General features: G+C 59.7%; 24 protein-coding genes, 1 other RNA gene and 1 riboswitch. Of the genes, 15 read left to right on the top strand and 10 right to left on the bottom strand.

Features of this window, described 5'->3' with window-relative positions:
- Positions 1 to 73 precede the first annotated feature (73 nt).
- Positions 74 to 382 (top strand): ArsR/SmtB family transcription factor, encoded by a 309-nt coding sequence (locus GOV79_RS18690; RefSeq protein WP_170791151.1) that lies wholly within the window; start codon positions 74 to 76, stop codon positions 380 to 382.
- Positions 375 to 1,406, top strand: coding sequence for a permease (locus GOV79_RS18685; protein ID WP_170791149.1), 1,032 nt, complete (start codon positions 375 to 377; stop codon positions 1,404 to 1,406). The genes GOV79_RS18690 and GOV79_RS18685 overlap by 8 nt, the downstream gene beginning before the upstream one ends.
- A gap of 38 nt (positions 1,407 to 1,444) precedes the next feature.
- Here GOV79_RS18685 and GOV79_RS18680 read toward each other — a convergent pair whose 3' ends face one another.
- Together GOV79_RS18680 and GOV79_RS18675 are read right to left on the bottom strand one after the other, a co-directional pair.
- On the bottom strand, positions 1,445 to 1,837 hold the full coding sequence (locus GOV79_RS18680) for a hypothetical protein (RefSeq protein WP_170783039.1): 393 nt from the start codon (positions 1,835 to 1,837) through the stop codon (positions 1,445 to 1,447).
- A gap of 53 nt (positions 1,838 to 1,890) precedes the next feature.
- A complete protein-coding gene (locus GOV79_RS18675; RefSeq protein ID WP_170774713.1) occupies positions 1,891 to 2,652 on the bottom strand; it encodes a DUF1013 domain-containing protein in 762 nt (253 codons plus the stop codon).
- A 131-nt stretch (positions 2,653 to 2,783) separates the two neighbouring features.
- Between GOV79_RS18675 and GOV79_RS18670 the strand changes: the two genes are divergently transcribed.
- Positions 2,784 to 3,425, top strand: a complete 642-nt coding sequence (locus GOV79_RS18670; protein WP_170791147.1) for a ribonuclease T2 family protein — start codon at positions 2,784 to 2,786, stop codon at positions 3,423 to 3,425.
- On the opposite strand, the gene GOV79_RS18665 is transcribed toward GOV79_RS18670, so the two are convergent.
- The gene (locus GOV79_RS18665) at positions 3,422 to 3,910 is read right to left on the bottom strand and encodes a hypothetical protein (protein WP_170791145.1); all 489 of its coding nucleotides are present in this window, start codon (positions 3,908 to 3,910) and stop codon (positions 3,422 to 3,424) included. The genes GOV79_RS18670 and GOV79_RS18665 overlap by 4 nt on opposite strands.
- Positions 3,911 to 4,107: 197 nt before the next feature.
- On the opposite strand from GOV79_RS18665, the gene GOV79_RS18660 reads away from it, so the two are divergent.
- Complete coding sequence (locus GOV79_RS18660; protein WP_170783036.1) at positions 4,108 to 4,605, top strand: lactoylglutathione lyase family protein; 498 nt, start codon at positions 4,108 to 4,110, stop codon at positions 4,603 to 4,605.
- A gap of 70 nt (positions 4,606 to 4,675) precedes the next feature.
- Here the strand turns inward: GOV79_RS18660 and recR are convergent, their stop codons facing one another.
- From recR to GOV79_RS18645, 3 genes are all read right to left on the bottom strand, one after another.
- Positions 4,676 to 5,269, bottom strand: a complete 594-nt coding sequence (gene recR, locus GOV79_RS18655) for a recombination mediator RecR (protein ID WP_170791144.1) — start codon at positions 5,267 to 5,269, stop codon at positions 4,676 to 4,678.
- Positions 5,270 to 5,333: 64 nt separating this feature from the next.
- Positions 5,334 to 5,678, bottom strand: coding sequence for a YbaB/EbfC family nucleoid-associated protein (locus GOV79_RS18650; protein WP_170355334.1), 345 nt, complete (start codon positions 5,676 to 5,678; stop codon positions 5,334 to 5,336).
- Between the two features lie 215 nt (positions 5,679 to 5,893).
- On the bottom strand, positions 5,894 to 7,645 hold the full coding sequence (locus GOV79_RS18645; RefSeq protein ID WP_170791142.1) for a DNA polymerase III subunit gamma/tau: 1,752 nt from the start codon (positions 7,643 to 7,645) through the stop codon (positions 5,894 to 5,896).
- Positions 7,646 to 7,783: 138 nt separating this feature from the next.
- On the opposite strand from GOV79_RS18645, the gene GOV79_RS18640 reads away from it, so the two are divergent.
- Positions 7,784 to 8,281 (top strand): protein-tyrosine phosphatase family protein, encoded by a 498-nt coding sequence (locus GOV79_RS18640; protein WP_170791140.1) that lies wholly within the window; start codon positions 7,784 to 7,786, stop codon positions 8,279 to 8,281.
- 2 nt (positions 8,282 to 8,283) lie between these two features.
- On the opposite strand, the gene GOV79_RS18635 is transcribed toward GOV79_RS18640, so the two are convergent.
- Positions 8,284 to 8,691: a hypothetical protein gene (locus tag GOV79_RS18635; protein WP_170774699.1), complete on the bottom strand. Its 408-nt coding sequence runs from the start codon at positions 8,689 to 8,691 to the stop codon at positions 8,284 to 8,286.
- Between the two features lie 84 nt (positions 8,692 to 8,775).
- Positions 8,776 to 8,996, bottom strand: a riboswitch (cobalamin riboswitch).
- A 136-nt stretch (positions 8,997 to 9,132) separates the two neighbouring features.
- On the opposite strand from GOV79_RS18635, the gene GOV79_RS18630 reads away from it, so the two are divergent.
- A complete protein-coding gene (locus GOV79_RS18630; RefSeq protein ID WP_170791139.1) occupies positions 9,133 to 10,011 on the top strand; it encodes an alpha/beta hydrolase family protein in 879 nt (292 codons plus the stop codon).
- Here the strand turns inward: GOV79_RS18630 and ffs are convergent.
- Positions 10,006 to 10,104: signal recognition particle sRNA small type (gene ffs, locus GOV79_RS18625), an RNA gene on the bottom strand. The two genes, GOV79_RS18630 and ffs, sit on opposite strands and share 6 nt — an antisense overlap.
- Positions 10,105 to 10,143: 39 nt before the next feature.
- On the bottom strand, positions 10,144 to 11,985 hold the full coding sequence (locus tag GOV79_RS18620) for a bifunctional 2',3'-cyclic-nucleotide 2'-phosphodiesterase/3'-nucleotidase (protein ID WP_331252736.1): 1,842 nt from the start codon (positions 11,983 to 11,985) through the stop codon (positions 10,144 to 10,146).
- A gap of 180 nt (positions 11,986 to 12,165) precedes the next feature.
- On the opposite strand from GOV79_RS18620, the gene nudC reads away from it, so the two are divergent.
- Genes nudC through GOV79_RS22400 form a run of 4 tightly spaced genes read left to right on the top strand, consistent with a single transcriptional unit; the run spans position 12,166 to position 14,126 of the window.
- Positions 12,166 to 13,146 (top strand): NAD(+) diphosphatase, encoded by a 981-nt coding sequence (nudC, locus tag GOV79_RS18615; protein WP_170791137.1) that lies wholly within the window; start codon positions 12,166 to 12,168, stop codon positions 13,144 to 13,146.
- A gap of 40 nt (positions 13,147 to 13,186) precedes the next feature.
- Positions 13,187 to 13,654 (top strand): SRPBCC family protein, encoded by a 468-nt coding sequence (locus GOV79_RS18610; protein ID WP_170791135.1) that lies wholly within the window; start codon positions 13,187 to 13,189, stop codon positions 13,652 to 13,654.
- Positions 13,655 to 13,661: 7 nt separating this feature from the next.
- Positions 13,662 to 13,868 carry a GNAT family N-acetyltransferase gene (locus tag GOV79_RS22405; RefSeq protein WP_237218063.1) on the top strand — a complete coding sequence of 69 codons (207 nt, stop codon included), beginning with the start codon at positions 13,662 to 13,664 and terminating at the stop codon, positions 13,866 to 13,868.
- Between the two features lie 42 nt (positions 13,869 to 13,910).
- Positions 13,911 to 14,126 carry a GNAT family N-acetyltransferase gene (locus GOV79_RS22400; protein ID WP_237218062.1) on the top strand — a complete coding sequence of 72 codons (216 nt, stop codon included), beginning with the start codon at positions 13,911 to 13,913 and terminating at the stop codon, positions 14,124 to 14,126.
- On the opposite strand, the gene GOV79_RS18600 is transcribed toward GOV79_RS22400, so the two are convergent.
- On the bottom strand, positions 14,116 to 14,946 hold the full coding sequence (locus GOV79_RS18600) for a prephenate dehydratase (protein ID WP_170774687.1): 831 nt from the start codon (positions 14,944 to 14,946) through the stop codon (positions 14,116 to 14,118). The two genes, GOV79_RS22400 and GOV79_RS18600, sit on opposite strands and share 11 nt — an antisense overlap.
- 119 nt (positions 14,947 to 15,065) lie before the next feature.
- Between GOV79_RS18600 and GOV79_RS18595 the strand changes: the two genes are divergently transcribed.
- The 5 genes from GOV79_RS18595 to GOV79_RS18575 all read left to right on the top strand — a co-directional run bounded on the left by GOV79_RS18595 (position 15,066) and on the right by GOV79_RS18575 (position 21,426).
- Positions 15,066 to 15,575 carry a c-type cytochrome gene (locus GOV79_RS18595; protein WP_170775003.1) on the top strand — a complete coding sequence of 170 codons (510 nt, stop codon included), beginning with the start codon at positions 15,066 to 15,068 and terminating at the stop codon, positions 15,573 to 15,575.
- Between the two features lie 170 nt (positions 15,576 to 15,745).
- Complete coding sequence (locus GOV79_RS18590; RefSeq protein ID WP_237218061.1) at positions 15,746 to 17,650, top strand: extracellular solute-binding protein; 1,905 nt, start codon at positions 15,746 to 15,748, stop codon at positions 17,648 to 17,650.
- A gap of 9 nt (positions 17,651 to 17,659) precedes the next feature.
- Positions 17,660 to 18,745 carry a microcin C ABC transporter permease YejB gene (locus GOV79_RS18585; RefSeq protein ID WP_170774684.1) on the top strand — a complete coding sequence of 362 codons (1,086 nt, stop codon included), beginning with the start codon at positions 17,660 to 17,662 and terminating at the stop codon, positions 18,743 to 18,745.
- Positions 18,746 to 19,852, top strand: a complete 1,107-nt coding sequence (locus GOV79_RS18580) for an ABC transporter permease (protein ID WP_170791130.1) — start codon at positions 18,746 to 18,748, stop codon at positions 19,850 to 19,852. It begins immediately after the preceding gene.
- The gene (locus GOV79_RS18575) at positions 19,849 to 21,426 is read left to right on the top strand and encodes an ABC transporter ATP-binding protein (RefSeq protein ID WP_170791128.1); all 1,578 of its coding nucleotides are present in this window, start codon (positions 19,849 to 19,851) and stop codon (positions 21,424 to 21,426) included. Before GOV79_RS18580 ends, GOV79_RS18575 begins: the two co-directional genes overlap by 4 nt.
- Positions 21,427 to 21,434: the final 8 nt, after the last annotated feature.

Below are 21,434 nucleotides of genomic sequence, written 5' to 3'. Positions count from 1 at the left end.
CGCATTTTTGACTGTTGACGGGGCGATACGAATAACCTAAATAACTATAAATCTAGTTTAATGGAGTTGCAAAATGTGGGAAGCCGCCGCTGCGGGATTTTCTGCCATGGGGTCCGAGGCCCGGTTGAAGGTTCTAAAAACGCTGGTCCGCGCCGGTGAGGTCGGTCTGACGGTTGGAGAGATCCAGGACCGAACCGGGATTGCACCGTCAACGCTGGCACATCACCTGCGGTTTCTGGCCGCCGGAGGGGTGGTGCAGCAGGAGAAGATCGGCCGAACCACGATCAACCGCGCGAACTATGACGAGTTGAGGAAACTGGCGCAGTTTATCCTGTCCGAGTGCTGCGCCGACGAAGTGGGAAAGGCCGCAAACGATGGCTGAGCTAACACAAAACCCGAAGATTCCGGCGAAAGTTACGCTGGACCTGATCAAGACGCCTTGGGCGGTGATCGTGGTCATTCTGATTGGGGTCGCCGTTCTGGACCCGGCCAATTGGACCGAAGTGGTGACGTTTGCAGGCAAGGCTCTGGCGCATACCGGGCAGTATATCCTCTTTGCCGTGTTGTTACTGTCTTACCTCAAAGCCACCGGGGCCGAGGTCATGGTCGCGCGTGCCTTTGAGGGGCGCGAGACGCGGATGATTTTCCTCGCCGCTTTGTTCGGTGGCCTTGCCCCGTTCTGTTCATGCGAGGTGATCCCCTTCATCGCCGGTCTGCTGGCGCTGGGCGCGCCTTTGTCGGCGGTGATGGCGTTTTGGTTGAGCTCACCGCTGATCGACCCGCCGACCCTGCTGATCACGGCGGGCGCGCTGGGTTGGCCGTTTGCCATAGGCAAGGCCGTCGCCGCCGTTGCTTTGGGCCTGTTCGGAGGCTTCGTGGTGCGCGCGCTGATGCGTAGCGGAACGTTCGCGGAGCCTCTGCGCGTTTACAAACCCGCCGGGTGCTGCGGCTGTGGTCCGAAACAGGACGACAAGCCGGTCTGGAAATTCTGGCAGGAACCGGAACGCCGCACGCGGTTCCGAGTAGAATTTGTCCAGAACGGGATGTTCCTGCTGAAGTGGCTGGCTTTGGCCTATGTACTCGAGGCGCTTCTAGTTAGCTATGTGCCCGCCGACCTGATCGCGCGTGTGGTTGGGGGCGAAGGCATTGTGCCGATTGTCATCGCGGCGCTGGTCGGAATGCCTGCCTATCTGAACTCTTACGTCGCACCGCCGTTGCTGGCGGGGCTGACCGAGCAGGGCATGAGCGCAGGCGCTGCCATGTCGTTCATGATCGCAGGCGCGGTCAGCTCGATCCCGGCGATGGCGGCAGTGTGGTCGCTGGTCAAGCCACGGGTCTTTGCGACCTACCTTGGGCTGGGGATCACCGGGGCGATCATCGCAGGGGTTATCTTTCAGATGATCTAAAGGAAAAACCGCCCGGAGATGCCTCCGGGCGGTATTGCTTATTGGTTGGCCTCGCAGAGGCTCGGCATTTTGAACCGGTACCGGGGCTCTTGGCTTTTAACGTAGACGCGTTTTTCGACGCAGGCGGTATCGCCGACGGTGCGAGCTACGTGTTCCTTGGATTCGTCGATCGAGATGGTGGACCCGTCGGGCAGTTGAACCGACGCGATGACGCCGTGTTTCAAGTCTCCATTCATCGGGGTCGCCGTCAGAACCGCAACCGTCAGGTACGAGTCGTGTTCATGCGCGCCGTCATCGTTGAGTATCAGCAGCGCTGCTGCGACCGAGACTGTGCCGACGATCGCCACCATCAGCAGGCCCCATGTTTTCAGAAATGCATAGATCGACACCGCACGGTGCGGGCCGAAGACAGAGGACAAAGCATTCAGCATAGGTATCTCGTGCAAAAAAGCCCCGGCCGTTTCGGACCGGGGCTGATTAAGTATCAGAAGCGCGGATCTTCGTCTTCTTCCTCGTTACCGCCGCCTTTGGGCAGGTTGAAGAAGCTGTCGGCGTCGATGATCGGCTCATCGTCTTTTTCCTCGACCGGGTCATCGGACAGCGAGAAGGTTTCCAGCCCCTCGATGGCGGTCGGGATTTTCGGTGCGGCGTCCATTTCCAGCGACTGTTCGGTCGAAACCAGCTTGCGGCGCTCATCATCGCTCATGACGCCACCTTCGGCGGCTTTCTTCGCGGCCGCTTTCTGGACAATCGCGTCCAGCTCGGACTGTTTGCACAGGCCCAACGCAACCGGGTCGATCGGCTGCATGTTGGCGATGTTCCAATGCGTGCGCTCGCGGATCGACTGGATGGTGGGCTTGGTGGTGCCGACCAGCTTGGCGATCTGTCCATCGCTCAGCTCGGGGTGGAACTTAACCAGCCACAGGATCGAGTTCGGACGGTCCTGACGTTTGGACAGCGGGGTATAGCGCGGGCCACGGCGCTTTTCCTCACCTGCCGCAGCGGCGTTGAACTTGAGCTTCAGCTTGTGCAGCGGGTTGTTCTGGGCCGAGTCAATCTCGTCCTGGGTCAGCTGGTTGTTGGCGATGGGGTCGAAACCCTTGACGCCAGCAGCCACGTCGCCGTCTGCGATGCCCTGCACTTCAAGCTCGTGCATTCCTACGAAATCCGCGATCTGCTTGAAACTGATCGTGGTGTTGTCCACCAGCCAAACGGCGGTTGCTTTGGCCATAAGCGGTTTTGCCATCAGCCTGCCTCCTAATGCATACATCTGTCCCGTCGCCGGAATTCGGCGGCCCCGTGGTCTTGGGGCAGGTTTCCGTTGTCGGGGAACTTCGGGCCTATATAGTCGCGCAAAGGCAAGAAGGGAAGAGGCGAATGCGTCACGGGATTCTAGCGCTGGTCATGTGGGCGTTCAGCGGGCTGGTCGCACTGGCCGATGGAGAGAAGGCGGGCGTTTTCGACTATTACGTCCTGTCGCTGAGCTGGTCGCCCAACTGGTGTGCCCGCGAAGGTGATGCGCGCGGCTCTGATCAATGCGATGCGCGGCATGATCATGGGTGGATCCTGCACGGGCTTTGGCCGCAGTTTCATCAAGGCTGGCCGTCTTATTGCCCGACGGTCAAGGCGCCGCCGTCGCGCGCGATGACGCGCGAGATGGCGGATATTCAAGGCACCTCTGGGCTGGCGTGGCACCAGTGGAAAAAGCACGGAACCTGTTCGGGCCTGTCTGCATTGGACTACTACGCCTTGTCGCGGCGGGCTTATGAGGGCGTCGCCCGTCCACAGGTGTTCCGTCAATTGGACGCTTCGGTCAAGCTGCCTGCCTCGGTGGTGGAAGAGGCGTTTCTCAAGGCCAACCCCGCGCTAGAGCGCGACATGATCACCGTCACCTGCAAACAGGGCTATATCGAAGAGGTCCGCCTGTGCCTGTCCCGCGATCTGTCGCCTGTGCCCTGTGGACTGGACGTGATCCGCGACTGCGCGGCCAAGGATGCGTTGTTCGATCCGATTCGCTAAAGCTTACGGTTCTGGCAATCCCGCGCATAGTCCAGCGCTTTGGCCGTGCCTTTAAGGTCAATCGCCATAACCACTTCGCCTACAGGGTTGTAGACGGTCATCGTCTTGTTTCTGGCGATAGCGTCCACAAAGCTGCGGTCGGTGAAAAAGACGGTGGCACCGGGCACATCGCGCTGGTTGAACCCGATGGCAGTGGCATCAAAGCTCTGGCCGTCCAGTTCAAAACGGATCGGATAGCTTTCGCCCTGTTTGATATCACCCCAGGCCTTGTTGTAGACGGCAAAATACCCGCGATTGTCCAACGCATCATAGCCGATACGCACGACCGAGAGGTCTTGATAGATCGTCTGTATCAAGCACCCATTGCCAAGCGCTGGATCCATCATGATGTTCCAACCCTCGACAAAGCCTTTGTCGATTAGCTGCTGCGAAAACGCAGTAGTGGCTGTAAAGGCGGCAAGTACGACAGCAAAAAGGCGTTTCATTACAGTTCCCAAAATCAAATGGACAAGGTCAAAGCCATAGTACACGCCGCGTGCGGCAGGCAAAGGCCATTCTTGACTGATGTCGCCGCGAAGGAACACCTATGTGCATGGCGGAACCCGGCTTTGCCTTGCCAAGGGAACGCTTGAAACTTGGCTGTCGCACAATAGTTTTCGTCTCACAAAACAAGGAGCGAGCTATGCCGCAACATCCAAGAACATTCTCTCACATCGGATTGTCTGTCCCAAACGTTGACGAGGCTGTACAGTTCTACTCCGAAGTCCTTGGTTTCTACGTGATCATGCCGCCGACCGATGTAGTAGAGGACGATACGGATATCGGTGTCATGTGTACCGATGTGTTTGGCCCGGAATGGAAAAAACTACGTATTGCACATCTCGCGACTGCTGATCGCATTGGGTTCGAGCTTTTCGAGTTTGACGGGAATTATGTACCGGAAAACAATATCGACTTTCGCCAGAATGGTACGTTCCATTTTTGCGTCCAAGACCCGGATGTCGAAGGCTTGGTGGAAAAAATCGTTGCAGCGGGTGGCAAGCAGCGGATGCCAATTCGATACTATTATCCCGGTGAGAAGCCCTACCGTATGGTCTATGTCGAAGACCCCTTTGGCATTGTCTTCGAGATTTATAGCCATTCCTACGAATTGACCTACTCGTCGGGGGCTTACACCTGACATATGAGACCGAAGCTTGTGTGTGGCCGGAAGGGGCCATAGCGTTCCGGATGCTGCCGTTTTGCTTAGTTCAGAGCTCTTTTCGTGCCCTCAGTGCTGCCGTAATCGTCCCGTCATCCAGATAGTCCAGCTCGCCCCCAATCGGCACGCCCTGGGCCAGTGAGGTCAGGCGGACCTGCCCCTCCAACTGATCGGCTATGTAGTGGGCTGTGGTCTGGCCGTCTACGGTGACGTTCAGGGCGAGGATGACTTCGGTGATTCCTTCGGCCGTGACCCGGTCCTTGAGGCGCGGGATGCGCAGTTCGTCCGGGCCGACGCCGTCCAGTGCCGAGAGTGTCCCGCCCAGCACGTGATAGCGGCCTTTGAACACGCCTGCGCGTTCCATCGCCCAGAGGTCGGCTACGTCTTCGACTACGCACAGCTCTCCGGTGGCGCGGGCCTCGGCGTCGCAGATGTCACAGATGTCCATGGTGCCCACGTTGCCGCAGTTCAAGCATTCGCGGGCGGTGATGGCGACCTGCTGCATGGCGTCCGACAGGGGTGTCAGCAGCAGCGCACGTTTGCGGATCAGGTGCAGCACCGCGCGACGGGCCGAGCGGGGCCCAAGCCCCGGCAGTTTGGCCATCAGGTCGATCAGATTGTCGATGTCGCTGTTCGAACTCAACGCGTGTGCTCCTGCAAAAGGGCCGAGTTTGCGGGCCCGGCCTTTGGGTCGTCAGGAGTGTGTATCAGAACGGCAGCTTGATGTCTGCGGGCAGACCCATGCTTTCGGTCAGCTTGGCCATCTCTGCCTGCGCGCGTTCAGCGGCTTTGGTCTGTGCGTCCTTGATGGCGGCGAGGATCAGGTCTTCTACGACTTCCTTATCGTCGCCGTTGAAGATCGAGGGGTCGATGTCCAGACCTTTGAGTTCGCCCTTGGCGGTGGCAGTGGCTTTGACCAGACCTGCACCGGATTCGCCGACAACCATCAGATTGTTGAGTTCTTCCTGCATGTCGGTCATCTTGGTCTGCAGATCCTGCGCGGATTTCATCATCTTGGCCATATCGCCCAGACCGCCGAGTCCTTTGAGCATTACTTTTTCTCCTGCGAATCGGTTTGTCGCCTAGATACGGATAGCGCCCGTGCGGCACAAGGGGGCAGTGCCCTCCCGCCCGTCGTCGCGGTCTTTTGCAAGACCTCTCCTCCCGTTGGGCCCGGCAGAGCGCGGGCAACGCCCGCGCTCTGCCGGGCCCAAGGTCGCTCAGGGGTATCGGCGTCAGCCGATGGCCCGTGGCGGGCGCGGGAGGGTTAGTCCTCTTCGAACGGGTCCCATTCGTCTTCGACCTCGGGCAGGGCCTCGGTTTCGACCTTGGCGGCGCGTTCTTCGGGGGTTTCGATGCGTTTGATCTTGGCTTTGGGGAATTGAGCCAGCACCGCCTGCACCAGCGGGTGCTGTTCCGCCTCGGCTTTCAACGCCAGATCGGCGGCGTCGCGGATTTCGGCGATGGTTGCTGCCTTACCGTTGGCGACAATCGTCACCGCCCACCGATTGCCGGTCCAGCGTTGCAGTGCGGTACCCATGCGAGCGGCCAGGTCGGTTGGGGCCGAGTCCGTCGGTGTGAATTCGATCCGTCCGGGTTGGTACGAAACCAGCCGGACACCGTTTTCGACCTCGACCAGCAGTTTCACATCCCGGTTGGTGCGGATCAGTTCGACCACATGTTCGAAGGTCGAGTAGCGGGCCAGAGCCGTCTGCACATCCTGCGCCAGTGCCGCCGTCGGTGCACCTGCTCCGCCGCGGACGGGTGGCGCATAGGCAGAGGCCAAGGGGGCCTGCACGGCGTGCGTTGGGGCGGTCATTCCGCCGCCGGGTCCGCCATTGGGTGACGGAGGCGGGGAGTCTTGCAAACGTTTGATCAACTCTTCCGGGCTGGGCAGGTCGGCAACATGGGTCAGGCGGATCACGGCCATCTCGGCGGCCATCATGGCGTTGGGGGCGGCTGAGACCTCTTCCAGAGCCTTCAATAACATCTGCCACATACGGGTCAGGACGCGCATCGGCAGGGCCTCTGCCATTTGCTGACCGCGCGCGCGTTCGTCGGGGGACACGGTCGGGTCTTCGGCGGCATCCGGCGTGATTTTCACGACCGAGACCCAATGGGTGATCTCGGCCAGATCGCGTAGCACGGCCAGCGGGTCGGCGCCTTCGGCATATTGCGCGCCAAGCTCAGTAAGCGCCCCGGCGGCGTCGCCGCGCAGGATCATGTCCATCAGGTCCAGCACTCGGCCACGGTCGGCTAAACCCAGCATCGCACGCACCTGATCGGCGCTGGTTTCCCCGGCACCGTGTGAAATCGCCTGATCCAGCAGAGAGGTCGCATCCCGCGCCGAGCCTTCCGCCGCGCGGGTGATCAACGCCAACGCGTCCTCGGCGATTTGCGCACCTTCGGCCTCGGCAATGCGGCGCAGCAAGCCGATCATGTCTTCGGGTTCGATCCGGCGCAGGTCGAACCGCTGGCAACGCGACAGAACCGTCACGGGTACTTTGCGAATCTCGGTGGTAGCAAAGATGAATTTCACATGCTCGGGTGGTTCCTCAAGCGTCTTGAGCAGCGCGTTGAAGGCGCTGGTCGACAGCATGTGGACCTCGTCGATGATGTAGATCTTGTAGCGGGCCGAGGCCGCGCGGTAGCGGACGCTGTCGATGATCTCGCGAATATCATTGACGCCGGTGCGGCTGGCGGCGTCCATCTCCATCACGTCCACATGGCGGCCCTCCATAATGGCCACACAATGTTCGCACTGGCCGCAGGGTTCGGTGGTCGGCTTGCCCTCGCCATCGGGGCCGATGCAGTTCATACCCTTGGCGATGATTCGGGCCGTGGTGGTTTTGCCGGTGCCGCGAATGCCGGTCATGATAAAGGCTTGCGCAATTCGATCCGCCTCGAACGCGTTTTTCAGCGTGCGTACCATGGCGTCCTGACCGACTAGATCGGCGAAGGTTTCCGGGCGGTATTTGCGGGCAAGAACCTGATAGGCGGGGCTGGGCGTGTCGGTCATATCTGCTCTGTCGGATTCGGAGTCCGATGCAGCGTAGTGACCCCTGCCGCCCACGTCCACAGCAGCAGCGCAGGAAATTCGATTTGCAAGCAAGGACGCAGGCGATACATCATCGGCGCAGATTGATCGGAACGTGCCATGGATAATTTCGCCATCTATTCCCTGCGACTGGGGCCGGGTCGTCTGGGGATATCTCCGCTGCCCGGCGCGGGAGGTGCCTATGCGGCCGATCTGAAGACGGTGCAGGACTGGCGACCGGATCTGGTGATTTCAATGACCACAAGCTCTGAGATGAAAAACCTGGGAGCGGCGGCGTTCGGTGTCGATCTGGAGCGGCTCGGGGTCGAATGGGCTCACCTGCCGGTCCAGGATTTTGGTGCGCCGGATGCGCGGATACAGGCCATTTGGCCAGATGTCAGCCAGCGCGCCCGTGCGTTTCTGTCCGGCGATGGAGGCATTTTGGTCCATTGTCGGGGCGGCTGCGGGCGATCAGGTATGGTTGCTTTGCGGTTGATGACGGATAGCGGACTGCCCGCAGATACCGCTTTGCAGATGCTACGGACAGTACGTCCCTGCGCCGTCGAGACCGAGGCGCAGATGGTCTGGGCCACTTCGGCGGCCCGGACGGGCAGCTGAATTCAGGCTGAAAGCTGGTGTTCGGTCGGCGCGGCTGGCTGGGGCGCCGTGGTAACCACTTCCATCATCGCGCAGGGCGGTGTCGGCAAAAGGCTGGCTGCGTGGGCGGTGAAATCTGCTCCGAACAACATATCCGCATAGCGATCCAGCCGCTCGGCCGGAGTGTCGGCGGCCACACCGCAGAACACCCGGATCTGATCGGGTTGGGCGCGAAACCGGGCCGAGCACCCTTCGGCGCAATGGGTCAAGTCGCTGCTGCCTTCGATCTCGAACGCATCGGTTGTTGCCGGACGGGCCGTGGCCATTGCATCCGTCAGGGCGCGTGCCATTCGGGCCAGTGCCGGGCAGGGGGCGCCGGTTTTTTGGCATACCGTCGCGGTGAATTCGTGGGTCTTGGTCTTCCAGATCATGATGCGCCCTCCGCGCGCTGGACGAGGGGCATGGATCAGGTGTGACAGCGTGCTGACGACCTGTCCCGGACACCCCGCCCGAGTTTCGGTTTTCGTTCGATGGCAGGTCTCCTGACTTGCGGGTCGTGGCTTTGCCGACCTTCCCAGCCTGTTGGCCAGTGGTATCTCGGCATTGCTCACCGCTTACAGTTGCGGGGGCAGTCTCGGCCTTGATCCGTTCCGGCAATGCCGGGCAGGATCGCACCGTGTTCCCTTTTCATCCCGCCCCGTGACCGGGGACGAGAACCATCACGCCATCGCTAGCGGTTGAGCGGGCTTCGAGTCAAGCGCCATTGAATACCGGCGCGACGTTGGGTCAATTTCCCCACGGCTTGACTCTGATGACGGAACAGGGCCGACTGCGCGGGTGAACTAAACAGTTTAGAATATGAGGCGCGGGCGATGTTGGACAATACGCATTCTGTTTTGACCGAAGATGTCCAGTTTCCGTCCGGTCCGGCGATGCTGTCGGGGCGGCTCTATCTGCCTGCTCTGCCTCCCAAGACAGTTGTGGTGATCCATGCAGCGACCGGCGTGCCCCGCGACTATTATCAGCATTTTGCCCATTGGCTGGCGGCCGAGCAGGGTATGGCTTGTCTGACCTATGACTATCGGGATTTCGGCCATTCGCTGACCGGCCGATTGCAGGACTCGCAGGTAACTATGGCGGACTGGGCGCTGGTCGACATGCCCGCCGCCCGCGCGGAAATGCGCAGACGCTTCCCGGACGCGGAACAATGGAGCATCGGCCATTCCGTTGGCGGAATGTTGGGCCCGGTTCAACCGGATATCGCGCAGATTGACCGCATGATCTGTGTTTGCTCCGGGCTGGTCACTCTGTCTGATCACCCGTGGCCGTACAAGGCACTGGCGGGGTTGTTCTGGTATGGCCATGCGCCGCTGGTTGTCAAAGCGGCGGGGTATTTGCCGGGCAGGGCTTTGGGCTTTGGGGCTGACTTGCCCGCGCGGGTCTACTGGCAGTGGCGTAGATGGTGCACGGCACCGACGAACTACCTGCCCGATTTGGGCAAGACCCTGCCCGAGGCGCGCTGGGCCGGGCAGGGAGTGCCGGTCGATCTGATCGCATTCGACGACGATCAGGTGGTGCCCCCCAAAGCGGTGTGGCGTCTGGCTGAGCTTTGTGGCCCGCATGCGCGGCGTCGGCTGTTGTCTCCGTCAGATTTCGGGGTGAAAGAGATCGGGCATATAGGCGTGTTCGCCCGTCGCAACGCAGCGGTCTGGCCGCAGCTTATTGCCCAGGATCATGTGGGAGATAAGTGAGAGGTTGGACATCGACCCAAGCGGGGCTCGTTGTGGCTGCTTCCTTCCGGACCTGACCAGGTTGGCGAGGCGCTCGCCCGCGCCAACCTCTCAGCACGCGATATAGGCAAGTGCGCGGCAAATGACAACCCGTCAGAGCGTCAAATGGATCATCAGAAAACCGGCCTCGTCCTCTCCGGCGATGTTTGGTGCAAATTCCGAGATGTCGTCCAGATGCTGCCAGGCCTTGTGGCCTGTACGCAGAACCGCCAACGCCCCGGCCACAGGGGACAGACGAAACGGACGCTCGAACACGGTGCCGGAATGAGGCCCGGCAGTCACGTAGTTTTTGACCAGATCTTGTAGGGGCAGAATCGGCAGCGGAACGCGCGTCGCCCGCCCGGCAAAGGGGAAGTGCCCACCGCCATTTGCGCGGTAATTATTCAACGCCACCACAAAGGTCTGCTCTGCATCCAAGGGTTGGCCTTCGAAACGAATCTCGCGGACGCGGCGGGCCGATGGGTGCAAAAGTGCCCCATCTGCGCCAAACCGAGCGGGCTGGCTAAGGTCGATCCGGTATGTCAGCCCATGCAGGACGTCAAAATTATGCCCTGCGCGGTCCGAGGCCAGCAGATCGCATCGTTGGCCGGGGATCATCCTGTTAAAGACGCCTGCGGACATTTCCAGCCAGTCTTCGATTTGCGAACCGGTGACGGCGACAGCCATCATCTCATCGGGAAAAACGTTCAAGTCCGTCACATGGCGCAGGCAGATTTCCCCGGCCGGGACGTCGGTAAAGAACCGAGGCCCGGCACGCCCGCCGAATTTCGACGGGGACACGGCAGACAGGATTGGGCAGTCCCGATAGTCCGTATCCTTTAGAAAAGGTCGCAACGCGAGGGTTTGAGCGGCGGCCACGAAAGCCAAGCCCCGGTCATAGCCGCAAAAGCTGAAATAGCTGTGCATGTGCTGCTGTACCTGTCCCACAGGTTCGGCCACCCGCCGCCGCGTCTCGGCGTGGCCGTTGGCAAGTAGCTGCGTCAGTGCGGCGTCTTCATCTGACGCCTCTGTCGAAACCGAACGCACCTGCGCGTGTCCATGAAATACCTGCCATCGGTCGTCCAGTGATGTGCCGAGGGTCAGGTCGATGACGCCCAGATATGACCCCGCCGCACCGGGCATCACGACGGGGGTGCTGTGCACCAGCCCGCGATCAACGTCGATATAGCCGCTGTATTCTTGTTCAGGGCTGGGAAAAACCATATGGGAATGCCCGCCCGCAATGGCGTCGATCCCGTCGATGGCGGCCAACGGTACCAACGCGTTTTCCATGCCGGGCGTGTCTTGCGCCGGACCGAACCCCGTATGCGCCAGCGCCACAACGATATCGCAGCCCAGTTCGTGCAGTTCAGCGACTTTGCGGCGCGCACAGTCAAGGATGTCGCCGATCTGAACTGCACCTGCCAGCTTGTGCGCCTCCCATTTTGCGGTCTGGGGTGGCAGGACCGAGAATATGCCGATTGCAAGCTCGTGCGCGTGCCCTTGGATTTCGACCTGACGCCTGACAATCGTGTGCTCCTGCCAGACCTGCGGGCTGGAGGATTTGTGGGCATTGCTGCACAGAACAGGGCAGGGGGCCTGCCGCATGATCCGGTCCAACACGTCCAGACCAAAGCCATAATCGTGATTACCCAGCCCTATGGCATCATAGCCCAGAAGGTCGAAGGCCTGCATAAGAACATGGCGCTCGGGGTGTTGAGCCACGGCCCAGTCGCCCAGCGGCGTGCCCTGGACCGAGTCGCCATTGTCTACCAGCAGAACCAACCCGTCCTGTACCTCGCTTCGGGCCTTGCGGATCAGGTCTGCGGTCCGGGTCAGGCCAATCGTCAGTTCGGACCTGTCAGTGTAATAATCATATGCCGTCAGGTTCATATGCAGATCGGACGTGGCCAGAATCCGCAGTTGGACGGTTTGATAGGAAGGAAAAGTCGACACTACTCTACTTTAGGCAGTTTTATATTAATCATTTTCAACAAAAAGAGTGATGCGTGCAATTTTCAAGGCGGACCTGCGGTCTTTCAGCGGCAGCGGGTGTTTTTTCGGAGTTCCATGAATACCCATTGCAACCCCAGAACCATCGTGGCAGCCCTATGCGCACAATCTGGGGGGCATGCAATGAAGAATGCAGAGTTTGTGACGTTCGGCGGATCAGGGCTGGACCGTGCGGCGCATATTCGGGGCGATGCCGATGCGCTGGCTGGTCTGGTGGCGGACCCGGATGCCAAATGCCTGCTGATATGGCGCGGCAAACCCCTTGTGCAGGGTGAGGCTTCGGATCGTTTGGGTCTGATCCCGGTGTCTCATGCGCTGGTCGAAAACGGACCGGGCGGAGTTGCGGATGGGCTGATTTTTCTGGGCCTGTCGGATGGTGTCCCGGTCTTTGCTGCCGATATCTCGAATTGGGAGCCTGACGGGCAGGATTTGTCCGAAGTAGGTGGTTTCGTGGATGGCTCGGAACAGCAGCATCCTGACCTGCCAGACGGGTTCGTATTTGCCGAACTGCGCCGGATCATGACGTGGTTGTCCCCGCGTGATGCCGAGCTTGCGGCAACCGCCAAGGCGGTGATCGGCTGGCACGAAACCCATAAATTCTGCGCCCGCTGTGGCGCGGCCAGCGCGATGACGCAGGCCGGATGGCAACGAAGCTGCCCCACGTGTAGCGGCCAGCACTTTCCGCGCACGGACCCGGTGGTGATCATGCTGATCACCAATGGGGACTCTGTCCTGATGGGGCGGTCTCCGGGTTGGCCCGAGGGGATGTATTCGCTGCTGGCGGGTTTTGTCGAACCCGGCGAAACGCTCGAAGCTGCTGTGCGCCGCGAAGTGTTCGAAGAGGCGGGCGTGCCCGTCGGCGCTGTCACCTATCTGTCCAGCCAGCCCTGGCCCTTCCCGGCCTCTTTGATGTTTGGTTGCGCGGGCCAGGCGCTGTCGCGTGACATCTCGATTGATCCCGTTGAAATTGAAGATGCCATGTGGGTCAGCAAGTCCGAGATGATGCAGGCCTTTGCCGGTGAGCACCCGGTTCTGAAACCTGCCCGCAAAGGGGCCATTGCACATTTCCTGTTGCAGAACTGGCTTGCAGATACGCTGGACTGACGAAATAGAAACGCAATAGATCAACGAACTAAAGGTCGGAATGCAGTTCACAGTACAGGAAGATATTCAGGCACCGATCAACGCCGTTTTCGAAATGGTCGCCGATTTCGAACGGTTCGAACGTATGGCCATGCGCCGCGGGATCGAGGTGCGGCGGCTGTCCGGCCACATGGGGGTGGTGCCGGGCACCAAATGGCAGGCCGACTTCACCCTGCGGGGCAAGCCACGCCATGTTGAGATAACAATGGCACACAGCGACCCGCCCGCGCAAATGCGGTTCGAGGCAATCGGCAAAGGGGTCGGCGGTGTCACTGAGGTTGATCTTCTGGCTCTGTCCCAACGCCGTACCCGGTTAAGCGTGGATGTAACGCTGACGGCCAAATCCCTGCCCGCGCGGCTGTTTCTGCAATCGCTGCGGCTGGGCAAATCGCGGTTCCGGGCCCGGTTCCAATCCCGACTGACCGAATTCGCCCGCGAGATGGAGGAACGACACCTGCACGGGTCGTAAAACCGATATGAGCGATCTGATCCTGAGACAGGCAACCTCATACGACGCGCCGGGTATTGCTGGAGTGTTGCAAGCCCTTGTTTTGGCAGACAAGCGCAGCAAACCGGCAGATGCCGGGTTCGCCGAAACGCACTATGTCTCTCATCCCGGTCAGATTCAGTGCCTTCTGGCGTTGGACGGGGACGAGGTGCTGGGGTTTCAATCGCTGAAGTAAGCGGTAGAGGGCAACCCCTATGGCGCGCCTGTCGGCTGGGGATTGATCGGCACGCATATTCGCCCTTCGACGGCTCGGCGCGGGGTCGGTCGGGCGTTGTTTCAGGAAACCCTGAAAGCTGCCCGTGCAGCAGGCCTTGTGGCGATCGACGCGACGATTGGCGTCAACAATGCGGAAGGGCTGGCCTATTATCAGGCAAGGGGGTTCGTGGACTGCCGCCGAATTGACGGCGCGCGCCGCAAATCCTTCACCTTGTGACCGCCGCCGGGTAAACGCCTAGCACTTCGACATTTGTGGTGAAATGCTCCAGCTCTTCCATCGCCAGTTGCACATTGCGGTCGTCGGGGTGCCCCACGATATCGGCATAGAACTGCGTGGCGGTGAATGAGCCGTCGACCATGTAGCTTTCCAGCTTGGTCATGTTGATCCCATTCGTGGCAAACCCGCCCATCGCTTTATATAGCGCGGCAGGGATGTTGCGGACCTGAAAGACGAAGCTGGTGATCATTCCGTGTTCACCGCGCCGCGTGCGGTCTTCCTCGCGTGACATTACAAGGAAGCGGGTGGTGTTGTCGTCATTGTCCTCGATATGTCGGGCCAGAACGTTCAGGCCATAAATCTCTCCGGCCAGTTCGCTGGCCAGCGCGGCCGAGTGAAGTTCGCCCTGTTCGGACACTTCGCGCGCGGCGCGGGCATTATCGGGGCTGACGCGCCCGTGGATGTTGTGCTGTTTCAGAAAGCCCGCGCATTGGGGCAGCAGAACCAGATGGGAATGGGCCTCGGTAATATCGTCCAGCGTGGCACCCGGAACGGCCAGCAGGTTGATATGGACGCGGACAAAGGCCTCATCAATGATGTGCAGCCCGCTATGAGGCAGCAGGCGGTGGATATCGGCCACGCGCCCATAGGTCGTGTTCTCAACCGGCAGCATCGCCAGATCCGCCGCGCCCGAGCGCACCGATTCGATCACATCCTCGAAAGTGCGGCAGGGCAGGGCCTCCATATCGGGGCGTGCGTTACGGCAGGCCTCGTGACTATAGGCGCCGGGCTCCCCCTGAAATGCGATACGTTTGGTCATTTGGTCGATTCCGTGCAACAAGTTCCAGAATTGGGCGTTTAGTCGCGGTGTCTATACCTTGCCTCTTGTCAGGGGAAGCCTTAGACACCCCGCAGACAGCTGAAATGGACTCGCGATCAATGTTCGACACGATGACAGTTACCAAGGCCGCCGCAGGCCTGTTTGGCACCTTCCTGGTGCTGCTTCTGGCCAAATGGGCCGCCGAAGGCCTGTACCATGCCGATGGTCATGGCGAGACGGCCTCGTACATCATTGAAACCGAAAGCGCAGGCGAAAGCGCCGACGGTGAGGAAGTGGTGTTCGAAGACCTGCTGGCCGCAGCCGACCCGGAAAAAGGCGCACGCGTTTTCCGTAAATGCACCGCTTGCCACAAGCTGGAAGACGGCGCGAACGGCACAGGCCCTTATCTGTATGGCATCGTTGACCGTCCGGTCGCGTCGGCCAATGGCTTCACCGGCTACTCGGCCTCGATGCAGGCCCATGGCGGCAACTGGACACCCGAAGCGCTGGACGCCTTCCTTGAGCGCCCGAGCGCCTATATTTCCGGCACATCCATGAGCTTCGCGGGCCTGAAAAAGCCGCAAGAGCGTGCCGACCTGATTGCCTATTTGCAGACCATCGGCAACTGATCCTGCGAATAACCCGAAAAAACAAAGGCCGCTGCCCCGTGCAGCGGCTTTTTTTGTCTAAACAGAACTTCACAAAGCGCTCACGCATTCTAAACTTGAATTTGTAAGTGCTGGTATTTTAGCTGGCGAACGCAAGATTAAAACACGTGATGCAACAGGGGATGAGCAACATGAGGTCCAACCGGGAAATCGTTCAGGCGCGTGTATTGGATTTCAGAGGCTGGCTTTGGGCTCTGATGGCCGGTATGGTCATGGTGATGTTGATGGCACTGCCGGGGCGGGCCGAGGAAACGATCATCAAAAGTCACGGTTTCTCGGAATTTGGTGATCTAAAATATCCCGAAGGCTTTGCGCATTTCGCCTACGTCAACCCGAACGCCCCGCGCGGAGGAGAGCTTTCCTATGCCGCGCAGGGCACGTTTGACAGTTTCAATCCCTTCACCCGGCAGGGGCGAGCGGGCGCACGATCCGCAGACCAATACGAATCCCTGTTGATCGAGTCTTATGACGAGCCTGCCTCGTATTACGGCTTGCTGGCGGAGAGTCTCGAATACCCGGAAAGTCAGGAATGGGTCATTTTCAATATGCGGCCCGAGGCACGGTTTTCTGATGGAACGCCAGTCACGGCAGAGGACGTCGTGTTTTCTCACAATCTGCTTTTAGATCAGGGTTTGAAATCTTACGCCGAGGCCGTTCGCAAGCGTATCCCCCGCGCCGAGGCATTGGATGAACATCGCGTAAAATTCTACTTTGCCCCTGATATCCCGCGCCGGGCGCTGATCTCTCAGGTTGGTGGCACGCCGGTGTTTTCCAAAGCGTGGTTCGAGGCAGACCCGGAAAACCGCCGTCTGGACAAATCTCGCCTTGAACCAGGCATCGGGTCGGCCCCCTATCTTCTGGACAGCTACGACATCAACCGACGCATCGTTTACAAGCGCAATCCCGACTATTGGGGCGATGAGATCAATGTGAATGTGGGTCGGAACAACTATGACACCATCCGCATCGAGTATTTCAGCGACTCGATTGCCGCGATGGAGGGGTTCAAGGCCGGAACATTCACTCTTCGGCAGGAAAACAACTCGAAAAGCTGGGCGACGGCTTATGATTTCCCGGCGATTGCAAATGGCAATGTCCTGCGGGTCGAGCTTGAGGACGGCAACGTCCCGTCGGCCTCTGGTTTTATCATGAACCTTGACCGGCCTCAGTTTCAGGACCCCCGCGTGCGCGAGGCGGTTCAACTGGGTTATAACTTCGAATGGACCAATGAAAGCCTGCAATATGGCCTGTTCCAGCAGCGCGATTCGTTCTGGCAAGGCACGCATCTTGAGGCAACCGGCCTGCCCGAAGGGCGTGAGCTTGAGGTGCTGCAAAGTCTAGGCGATGCGGTGGACCCTGCTGTGCTGACCGAAGAACCGGTCTCGGCCCATGACTCGCGCCCGGCCCGTCAGAATGACCGCCGCAACCTGCGTGCTGCGATGCAACTGTTGGATGAGGCAGGCTGGAAAGTCGGAGACAACGGCATCCGCAGCAATGACAATGGCGAAGTTCTGAAGATCGAGTTTCTGTCGGACCAGCCCACTTTGGATCGGATTATCCAACCATTTGTCGACAACCTGCGCGCCATGGGGATTGATGCGACCTATAACCGGGTCGACAACGCTCAGTTCACACTGCGCCGTCGGGATCGGGATTTCGACATGATCTTTGGCGGCTATCCGACCTCGTTGCAGCCATCCACAGGGCTCTATCAGCAGTTCGGGACCGAGGCAGCCGCGTATTCGGTGTTTAACCCGTCGGGCGCGCATGGCCCCGATATCGAACCGCTGATCGACAATATCGTCGCCGCGACTGACAGCGAAGAACTGCACGCCAATGTGCGGGCGCTGGATCGTGTGCTGCGGGCCAAGCGGATCATGGTTCCCACCTGGTTTCTGGGTAAATACTGGGTCGCCTACTGGGACATGTACGAGCACCCTGCGAATCTGCCGCCCTATGCGCTGGGCGTCGAGGACCTGTGGTGGATCAACGCCGATAAAGAAGCCGAGTTGAAATCCTCGGGCGCCTTGAGGTAATCCGCCCTCATGGGAGCATATATTCTAAGACGTCTGTTGCTGGTCATCCCCACTTTGCTTGGGATTATGATCGTCAACTTTACGCTGGTTCAGTTCGTTCCGGGCGGCCCGATTGAGCAGATTATCGCCCAGATGGAAGGTGGGGGCGATGTGTTCGAAGGCATTGCCGGCGGCGGCAGCGATATCGAGCAGCAAACCGGCGGCGCGAATGACCGCTATATCGGTGCGCGTGGGCTGCCGCCCGAGTTCATTGAAGAGTTGGAAAAAGAATTTGGATTCGACAAACCTCCGGTCGAGCGGTTTCTGGACATGATGGGCAACTATCTGACGCTGGATTTCGGCGAGAGCTATTTCCGGTCGATCAGCGTGATTGATCTGGTGCTGGAGAAAATGCCGGTGTCGATCTCGTTGGGGCTGTGGTCAACGTTGATTGCTTATCTGGTGTCGATCCCGTTGGGAATTCGCAAGGCGATGAAGGATGGTTCGACCTTTGATACCTGGACCAGCGGGGCAATCATCGTGGCCTATGCCATCCCCGGTTTCCTGTTTGCGATCTTGTTGCTGGTGCTGTTTGCCGGTGGCTCCTACTGGCAGATTTTCCCGCTGCGGGGGCTGACCTCAGACAATTGGGATGACCTCAGCGCGGTGGGCAAGGTGCTGGATTATTTCTGGCATATCGCTTTGCCGATCATTGCTCTGACAATCTCTGCCTTTGCGACGCTGACTTTGCTGACCAAGAACTCGTTCCTGGACGAGATCAAAAAGCAATATGTGATGACCGCCCGCGCCAAGGGCCTGAACGAGCGCAGGGTGCTCTATGGTCACGTGTTCCGTAACGCGATGCTGATCGTGATCGCGGGTTTCCCGGCAGTGTTCATTGGCGTGTTCTTTGGTGGGTCAATCATTATCGAGACGATCTTCTCGCTGGACGGTCTGGGCCGTCTGGGATTCGAGGCCGCAGTGGCGCGCGACTATCCGGTGATCTTTGGGACACTGTTCATCTTTGGTCTGATGGGGCTGGTTGTCGGCATCATCAGCGACCTGATGTATGTGCTGGTCGACCCGCGCATCGATTTCGAAAAGCGGGAGGGGTAAATGGCACTGTCCCCACTCAACCAGCGCCGCTGGCGCAATTTCCGCCGAAACGGACGGGCCTTCTGGTCGCTGATCATCTTCTCGGTGCTGCTCGGCCTGTCGTTGTTTGCCGAATTCATTGCCAATGACAAACCCATTCTGGTGAACTACCGGGGTGAGTATTTCACGCCGATCTTCAACTTCTATCCCGAAACGGCCTTTGGCGGCGACTTCCAGACCGAGGCGATCTATCGCGACCCCGAGGTTCAGTGTCTGATCGACAGCGGCGGGATCGAAGATTGCTTTGACGATCCCGAAGGCATCATTGAACAAATTCAGGCCGGAACATACGAGGCCGAAGGGTTCGAGCGTGGCTGGGCTATCTGGCCGCTGATCCCCTATTCCTTCAACACCAGCGTGGATCGCCCCGGCGCGGCTCCGCTGCCGCCCAACGGGCAGAACCTGCTGGGCACGGATGACACCAAGCGCGATGTGCTGGCACGGGTGATTTACGGGTTCCGCCTGTCGATCCTGTTCACACTGATGGTCACCGGCGCGGCCAGCATCATAGGCATTTTTGCGGGGGCCATTCAGGGCTTCTTTGGTGGCTGGCTCGACCTGATTTTCCAACGCGTGATCGAGATCTGGTCGGCCACGCCCTCACTTTACGTGATCATCATCATGTTCGCCATTCTGGGCCGAAGTTTCTGGCTACTGGTGGCGCTGATGATTCTGTTCAGTTGGACCGGCCTTGTTGGCGTCGTTCGTGCTGAATTCCTGCGGGCGCGCAACCTTGAATATGTGCGGGCGGCGCGGGCGCTGGGTGTGGGCAACATGACCATCATGTTCCGCCATATGCTGCCCAACGCGATGGTAGCCACGCTGACCTTCATGCCCTTCATCGTCACAGGTACGATTGCCGGGTTGGCCTCGCTGGACTTTCTGGGGTTTGGCCTGCCGTCCTCGGCTCCGTCGCTGGGTGAGCTGACTTTGCAAGCGAAACAGAACCTGCAAGCGCCGTGGTTGGCTTTCACCGCGTTTTTCACCTTTGCCATCATGCTGTCGCTGCTGGTCTTCATCTTTGAAGGCGTGCGGGATGCGTTTGATCCCAGAAAGACCTTCTCATGAGCCTTTTAGATGTGAAAAACCTCAAGGTCTCGTTCAAGCAGGACGGGCAGGTCTCTGCTGCGGTCAAAGGCGTGTCGTTCACCGTGGATCGCGGGGAAACGGTTGCACTGGTGGGCGAATCCGGCTCGGGGAAGTCGGTGACCGCGCTCAGCACCGTGTCGCTGTTGGGCGACAGCGCGATTGTCGAAGGCTCGGTCACCTATGACGGGGATGAGATGATCGGCGCCGCGCAAGCCAAGCTGATGGATGTGCGCGGCAACGATATCAGCTTTATCTTCCAAGAGCCGATGACCTCGCTGAACCCGTTGCACACGATCCAGAAACAGATGGCGGAATCGCTTGCGCTGCATCAGGGCGTCACAGGGGACGCCGCGCGCGAACGGATTGTCGAGCTGCTGACCAAGGTTGGCATCCGCGACCCGCGCGAGCGTTTGGACAGCTACCCGCACCAACTGTCCGGCGGACAACGTCAGCGGGTCATGATCGCCATGGCGCTGGCCAACAAACCCGACATCCTGATCGCGGATGAGCCCACAACAGCGCTAGATGTGACCATTCAGGCGCAAATCCTGGAACTGCTGGCCGAATTGCAGAAATCCGAGAATATGGGGATGCTGTTCATCACCCATGACCTTAGTATCGTGCGCCGCATCGCTGACCGGGTTTGCGTGATGAAGGATGGCGAGATCGTGGAATCCGGCCTGACATCCGAGATCTTCGATAACCCGCAGCATCCCTATACGCGCAAATTGCTGGCCGCCGAACCTTCGGGTCATCCCGATCCTGTGGCGACTGACGCCGAAGAGGTCGCGCGCACTGATCACCTGAAGGTTTGGTTCCCGATTCAGCGCGGCTTGCTGAAACGAACCGTGGGTCACGTGAAGGCCGTGAACGACGCCACGCTCAGCGTGCGGGCGGGTGAGACGCTGGGCATCGTGGGCGAAAGCGGCTCGGGCAAGACGACACTAGCGCTGGCGATCATGCGGCTGATCGCGTCAGAGGGTGGGATCACCTTCCGTGATCAGGACGTGCGCCGCTGGTCCACGCGCGAGTTGCGACGGCTGCGCAAAGATATGCAGATCGTGTTTCAGGATCCGTTCGGCAGCCTCAGCCCGCGTATGACCTGCATGCAGATCATTGCCGAGGGGTTGGCGATCCACAACGTCGACCCGCACCGCGCGCCCCGTGATCTGGTGGCCGAAGTGATGACCGAGGTGGGTCTCGACCCTGCCGCGATGGACCGTTATCCGCATGAGTTTTCGGGCGGGCAACGTCAGCGCATTGCCATTGCCCGCGCGATGATCCTGCGGCCCAAGCTGCTGGTTCTGGATGAACCGACCAGCGCGCTGGACATGACAGTGCAGGTGCAGATCGTCGATCTGCTGCGCGATCTACAGCGCAAATACGGGCTGGCCTATCTGTTCATCAGCCACGACCTAAAGGTTGTGCGCGCCATGTCGCATAACGTGATCGTCATGCGCAACGGCGACGTGGTCGAGATGGGCGCGGCTGAAGACCTGTTTGAGAATGCTCAGACAGAGTATACCCGCGAACTGATTGCGGCAGCGGGCTGAAAACAGCC

It is taken from the genome of Ruegeria lacuscaerulensis (genome assembly GCF_013034745.1).
Classification (GTDB): domain Bacteria; phylum Pseudomonadota; class Alphaproteobacteria; order Rhodobacterales; family Rhodobacteraceae; genus Ruegeria; species Ruegeria lacuscaerulensis_B.
The sequence above is the reverse complement of the archived record's forward strand: the minus strand, read 5'-3'. Positions and strand labels throughout refer to the sequence as shown.

Coding starts and splice junctions, on each gene's coding strand:
- GOV79_RS18690 (WP_170791151.1), top strand. CDS start 74: ATGTGGGAAGCCGCCGCTGCGGGATTTTCTGCCATGGGGTCCGAGGCC.
- GOV79_RS18685 (WP_170791149.1), top strand. CDS start 375: ATGGCTGAGCTAACACAAAACCCGAAGATTCCGGCGAAAGTTACGCTG.
- GOV79_RS18680 (WP_170783039.1), bottom strand. CDS start 1,837: ATGCTGAATGCTTTGTCCTCTGTCTTCGGCCCGCACCGTGCGGTGTCG.
- GOV79_RS18675 (WP_170774713.1), bottom strand. CDS start 2,652: ATGGCAAAACCGCTTATGGCCAAAGCAACCGCCGTTTGGCTGGTGGAC.
- GOV79_RS18670 (WP_170791147.1), top strand. CDS start 2,784: ATGCGTCACGGGATTCTAGCGCTGGTCATGTGGGCGTTCAGCGGGCTG.
- GOV79_RS18665 (WP_170791145.1), bottom strand. CDS start 3,910: ATGAAACGCCTTTTTGCTGTCGTACTTGCCGCCTTTACAGCCACTACT.
- GOV79_RS18660 (WP_170783036.1), top strand. CDS start 4,108: ATGCCGCAACATCCAAGAACATTCTCTCACATCGGATTGTCTGTCCCA.
- GOV79_RS18650 (WP_170355334.1), bottom strand. CDS start 5,678: ATGCTCAAAGGACTCGGCGGTCTGGGCGATATGGCCAAGATGATGAAA.
- GOV79_RS18645 (WP_170791142.1), bottom strand. CDS start 7,645: ATGACCGACACGCCCAGCCCCGCCTATCAGGTTCTTGCCCGCAAATAC.
- GOV79_RS18640 (WP_170791140.1), top strand. CDS start 7,784: ATGGATAATTTCGCCATCTATTCCCTGCGACTGGGGCCGGGTCGTCTG.
- GOV79_RS18635 (WP_170774699.1), bottom strand. CDS start 8,691: ATGATCTGGAAGACCAAGACCCACGAATTCACCGCGACGGTATGCCAA.
- GOV79_RS18630 (WP_170791139.1), top strand. CDS start 9,133: ATGTTGGACAATACGCATTCTGTTTTGACCGAAGATGTCCAGTTTCCG.
- nudC (WP_170791137.1), top strand. CDS start 12,166: ATGAAGAATGCAGAGTTTGTGACGTTCGGCGGATCAGGGCTGGACCGT.
- GOV79_RS18610 (WP_170791135.1), top strand. CDS start 13,187: ATGCAGTTCACAGTACAGGAAGATATTCAGGCACCGATCAACGCCGTT.
- GOV79_RS22405 (WP_237218063.1), top strand. CDS start 13,662: ATGAGCGATCTGATCCTGAGACAGGCAACCTCATACGACGCGCCGGGT.
- GOV79_RS18600 (WP_170774687.1), bottom strand. CDS start 14,946: ATGACCAAACGTATCGCATTTCAGGGGGAGCCCGGCGCCTATAGTCAC.
- GOV79_RS18595 (WP_170775003.1), top strand. CDS start 15,066: ATGTTCGACACGATGACAGTTACCAAGGCCGCCGCAGGCCTGTTTGGC.
- GOV79_RS18590 (WP_237218061.1), top strand. CDS start 15,746: ATGAGGTCCAACCGGGAAATCGTTCAGGCGCGTGTATTGGATTTCAGA.
- GOV79_RS18585 (WP_170774684.1), top strand. CDS start 17,660: ATGGGAGCATATATTCTAAGACGTCTGTTGCTGGTCATCCCCACTTTG.
- GOV79_RS18580 (WP_170791130.1), top strand. CDS start 18,746: ATGGCACTGTCCCCACTCAACCAGCGCCGCTGGCGCAATTTCCGCCGA.
- GOV79_RS18575 (WP_170791128.1), top strand. CDS start 19,849: ATGAGCCTTTTAGATGTGAAAAACCTCAAGGTCTCGTTCAAGCAGGAC.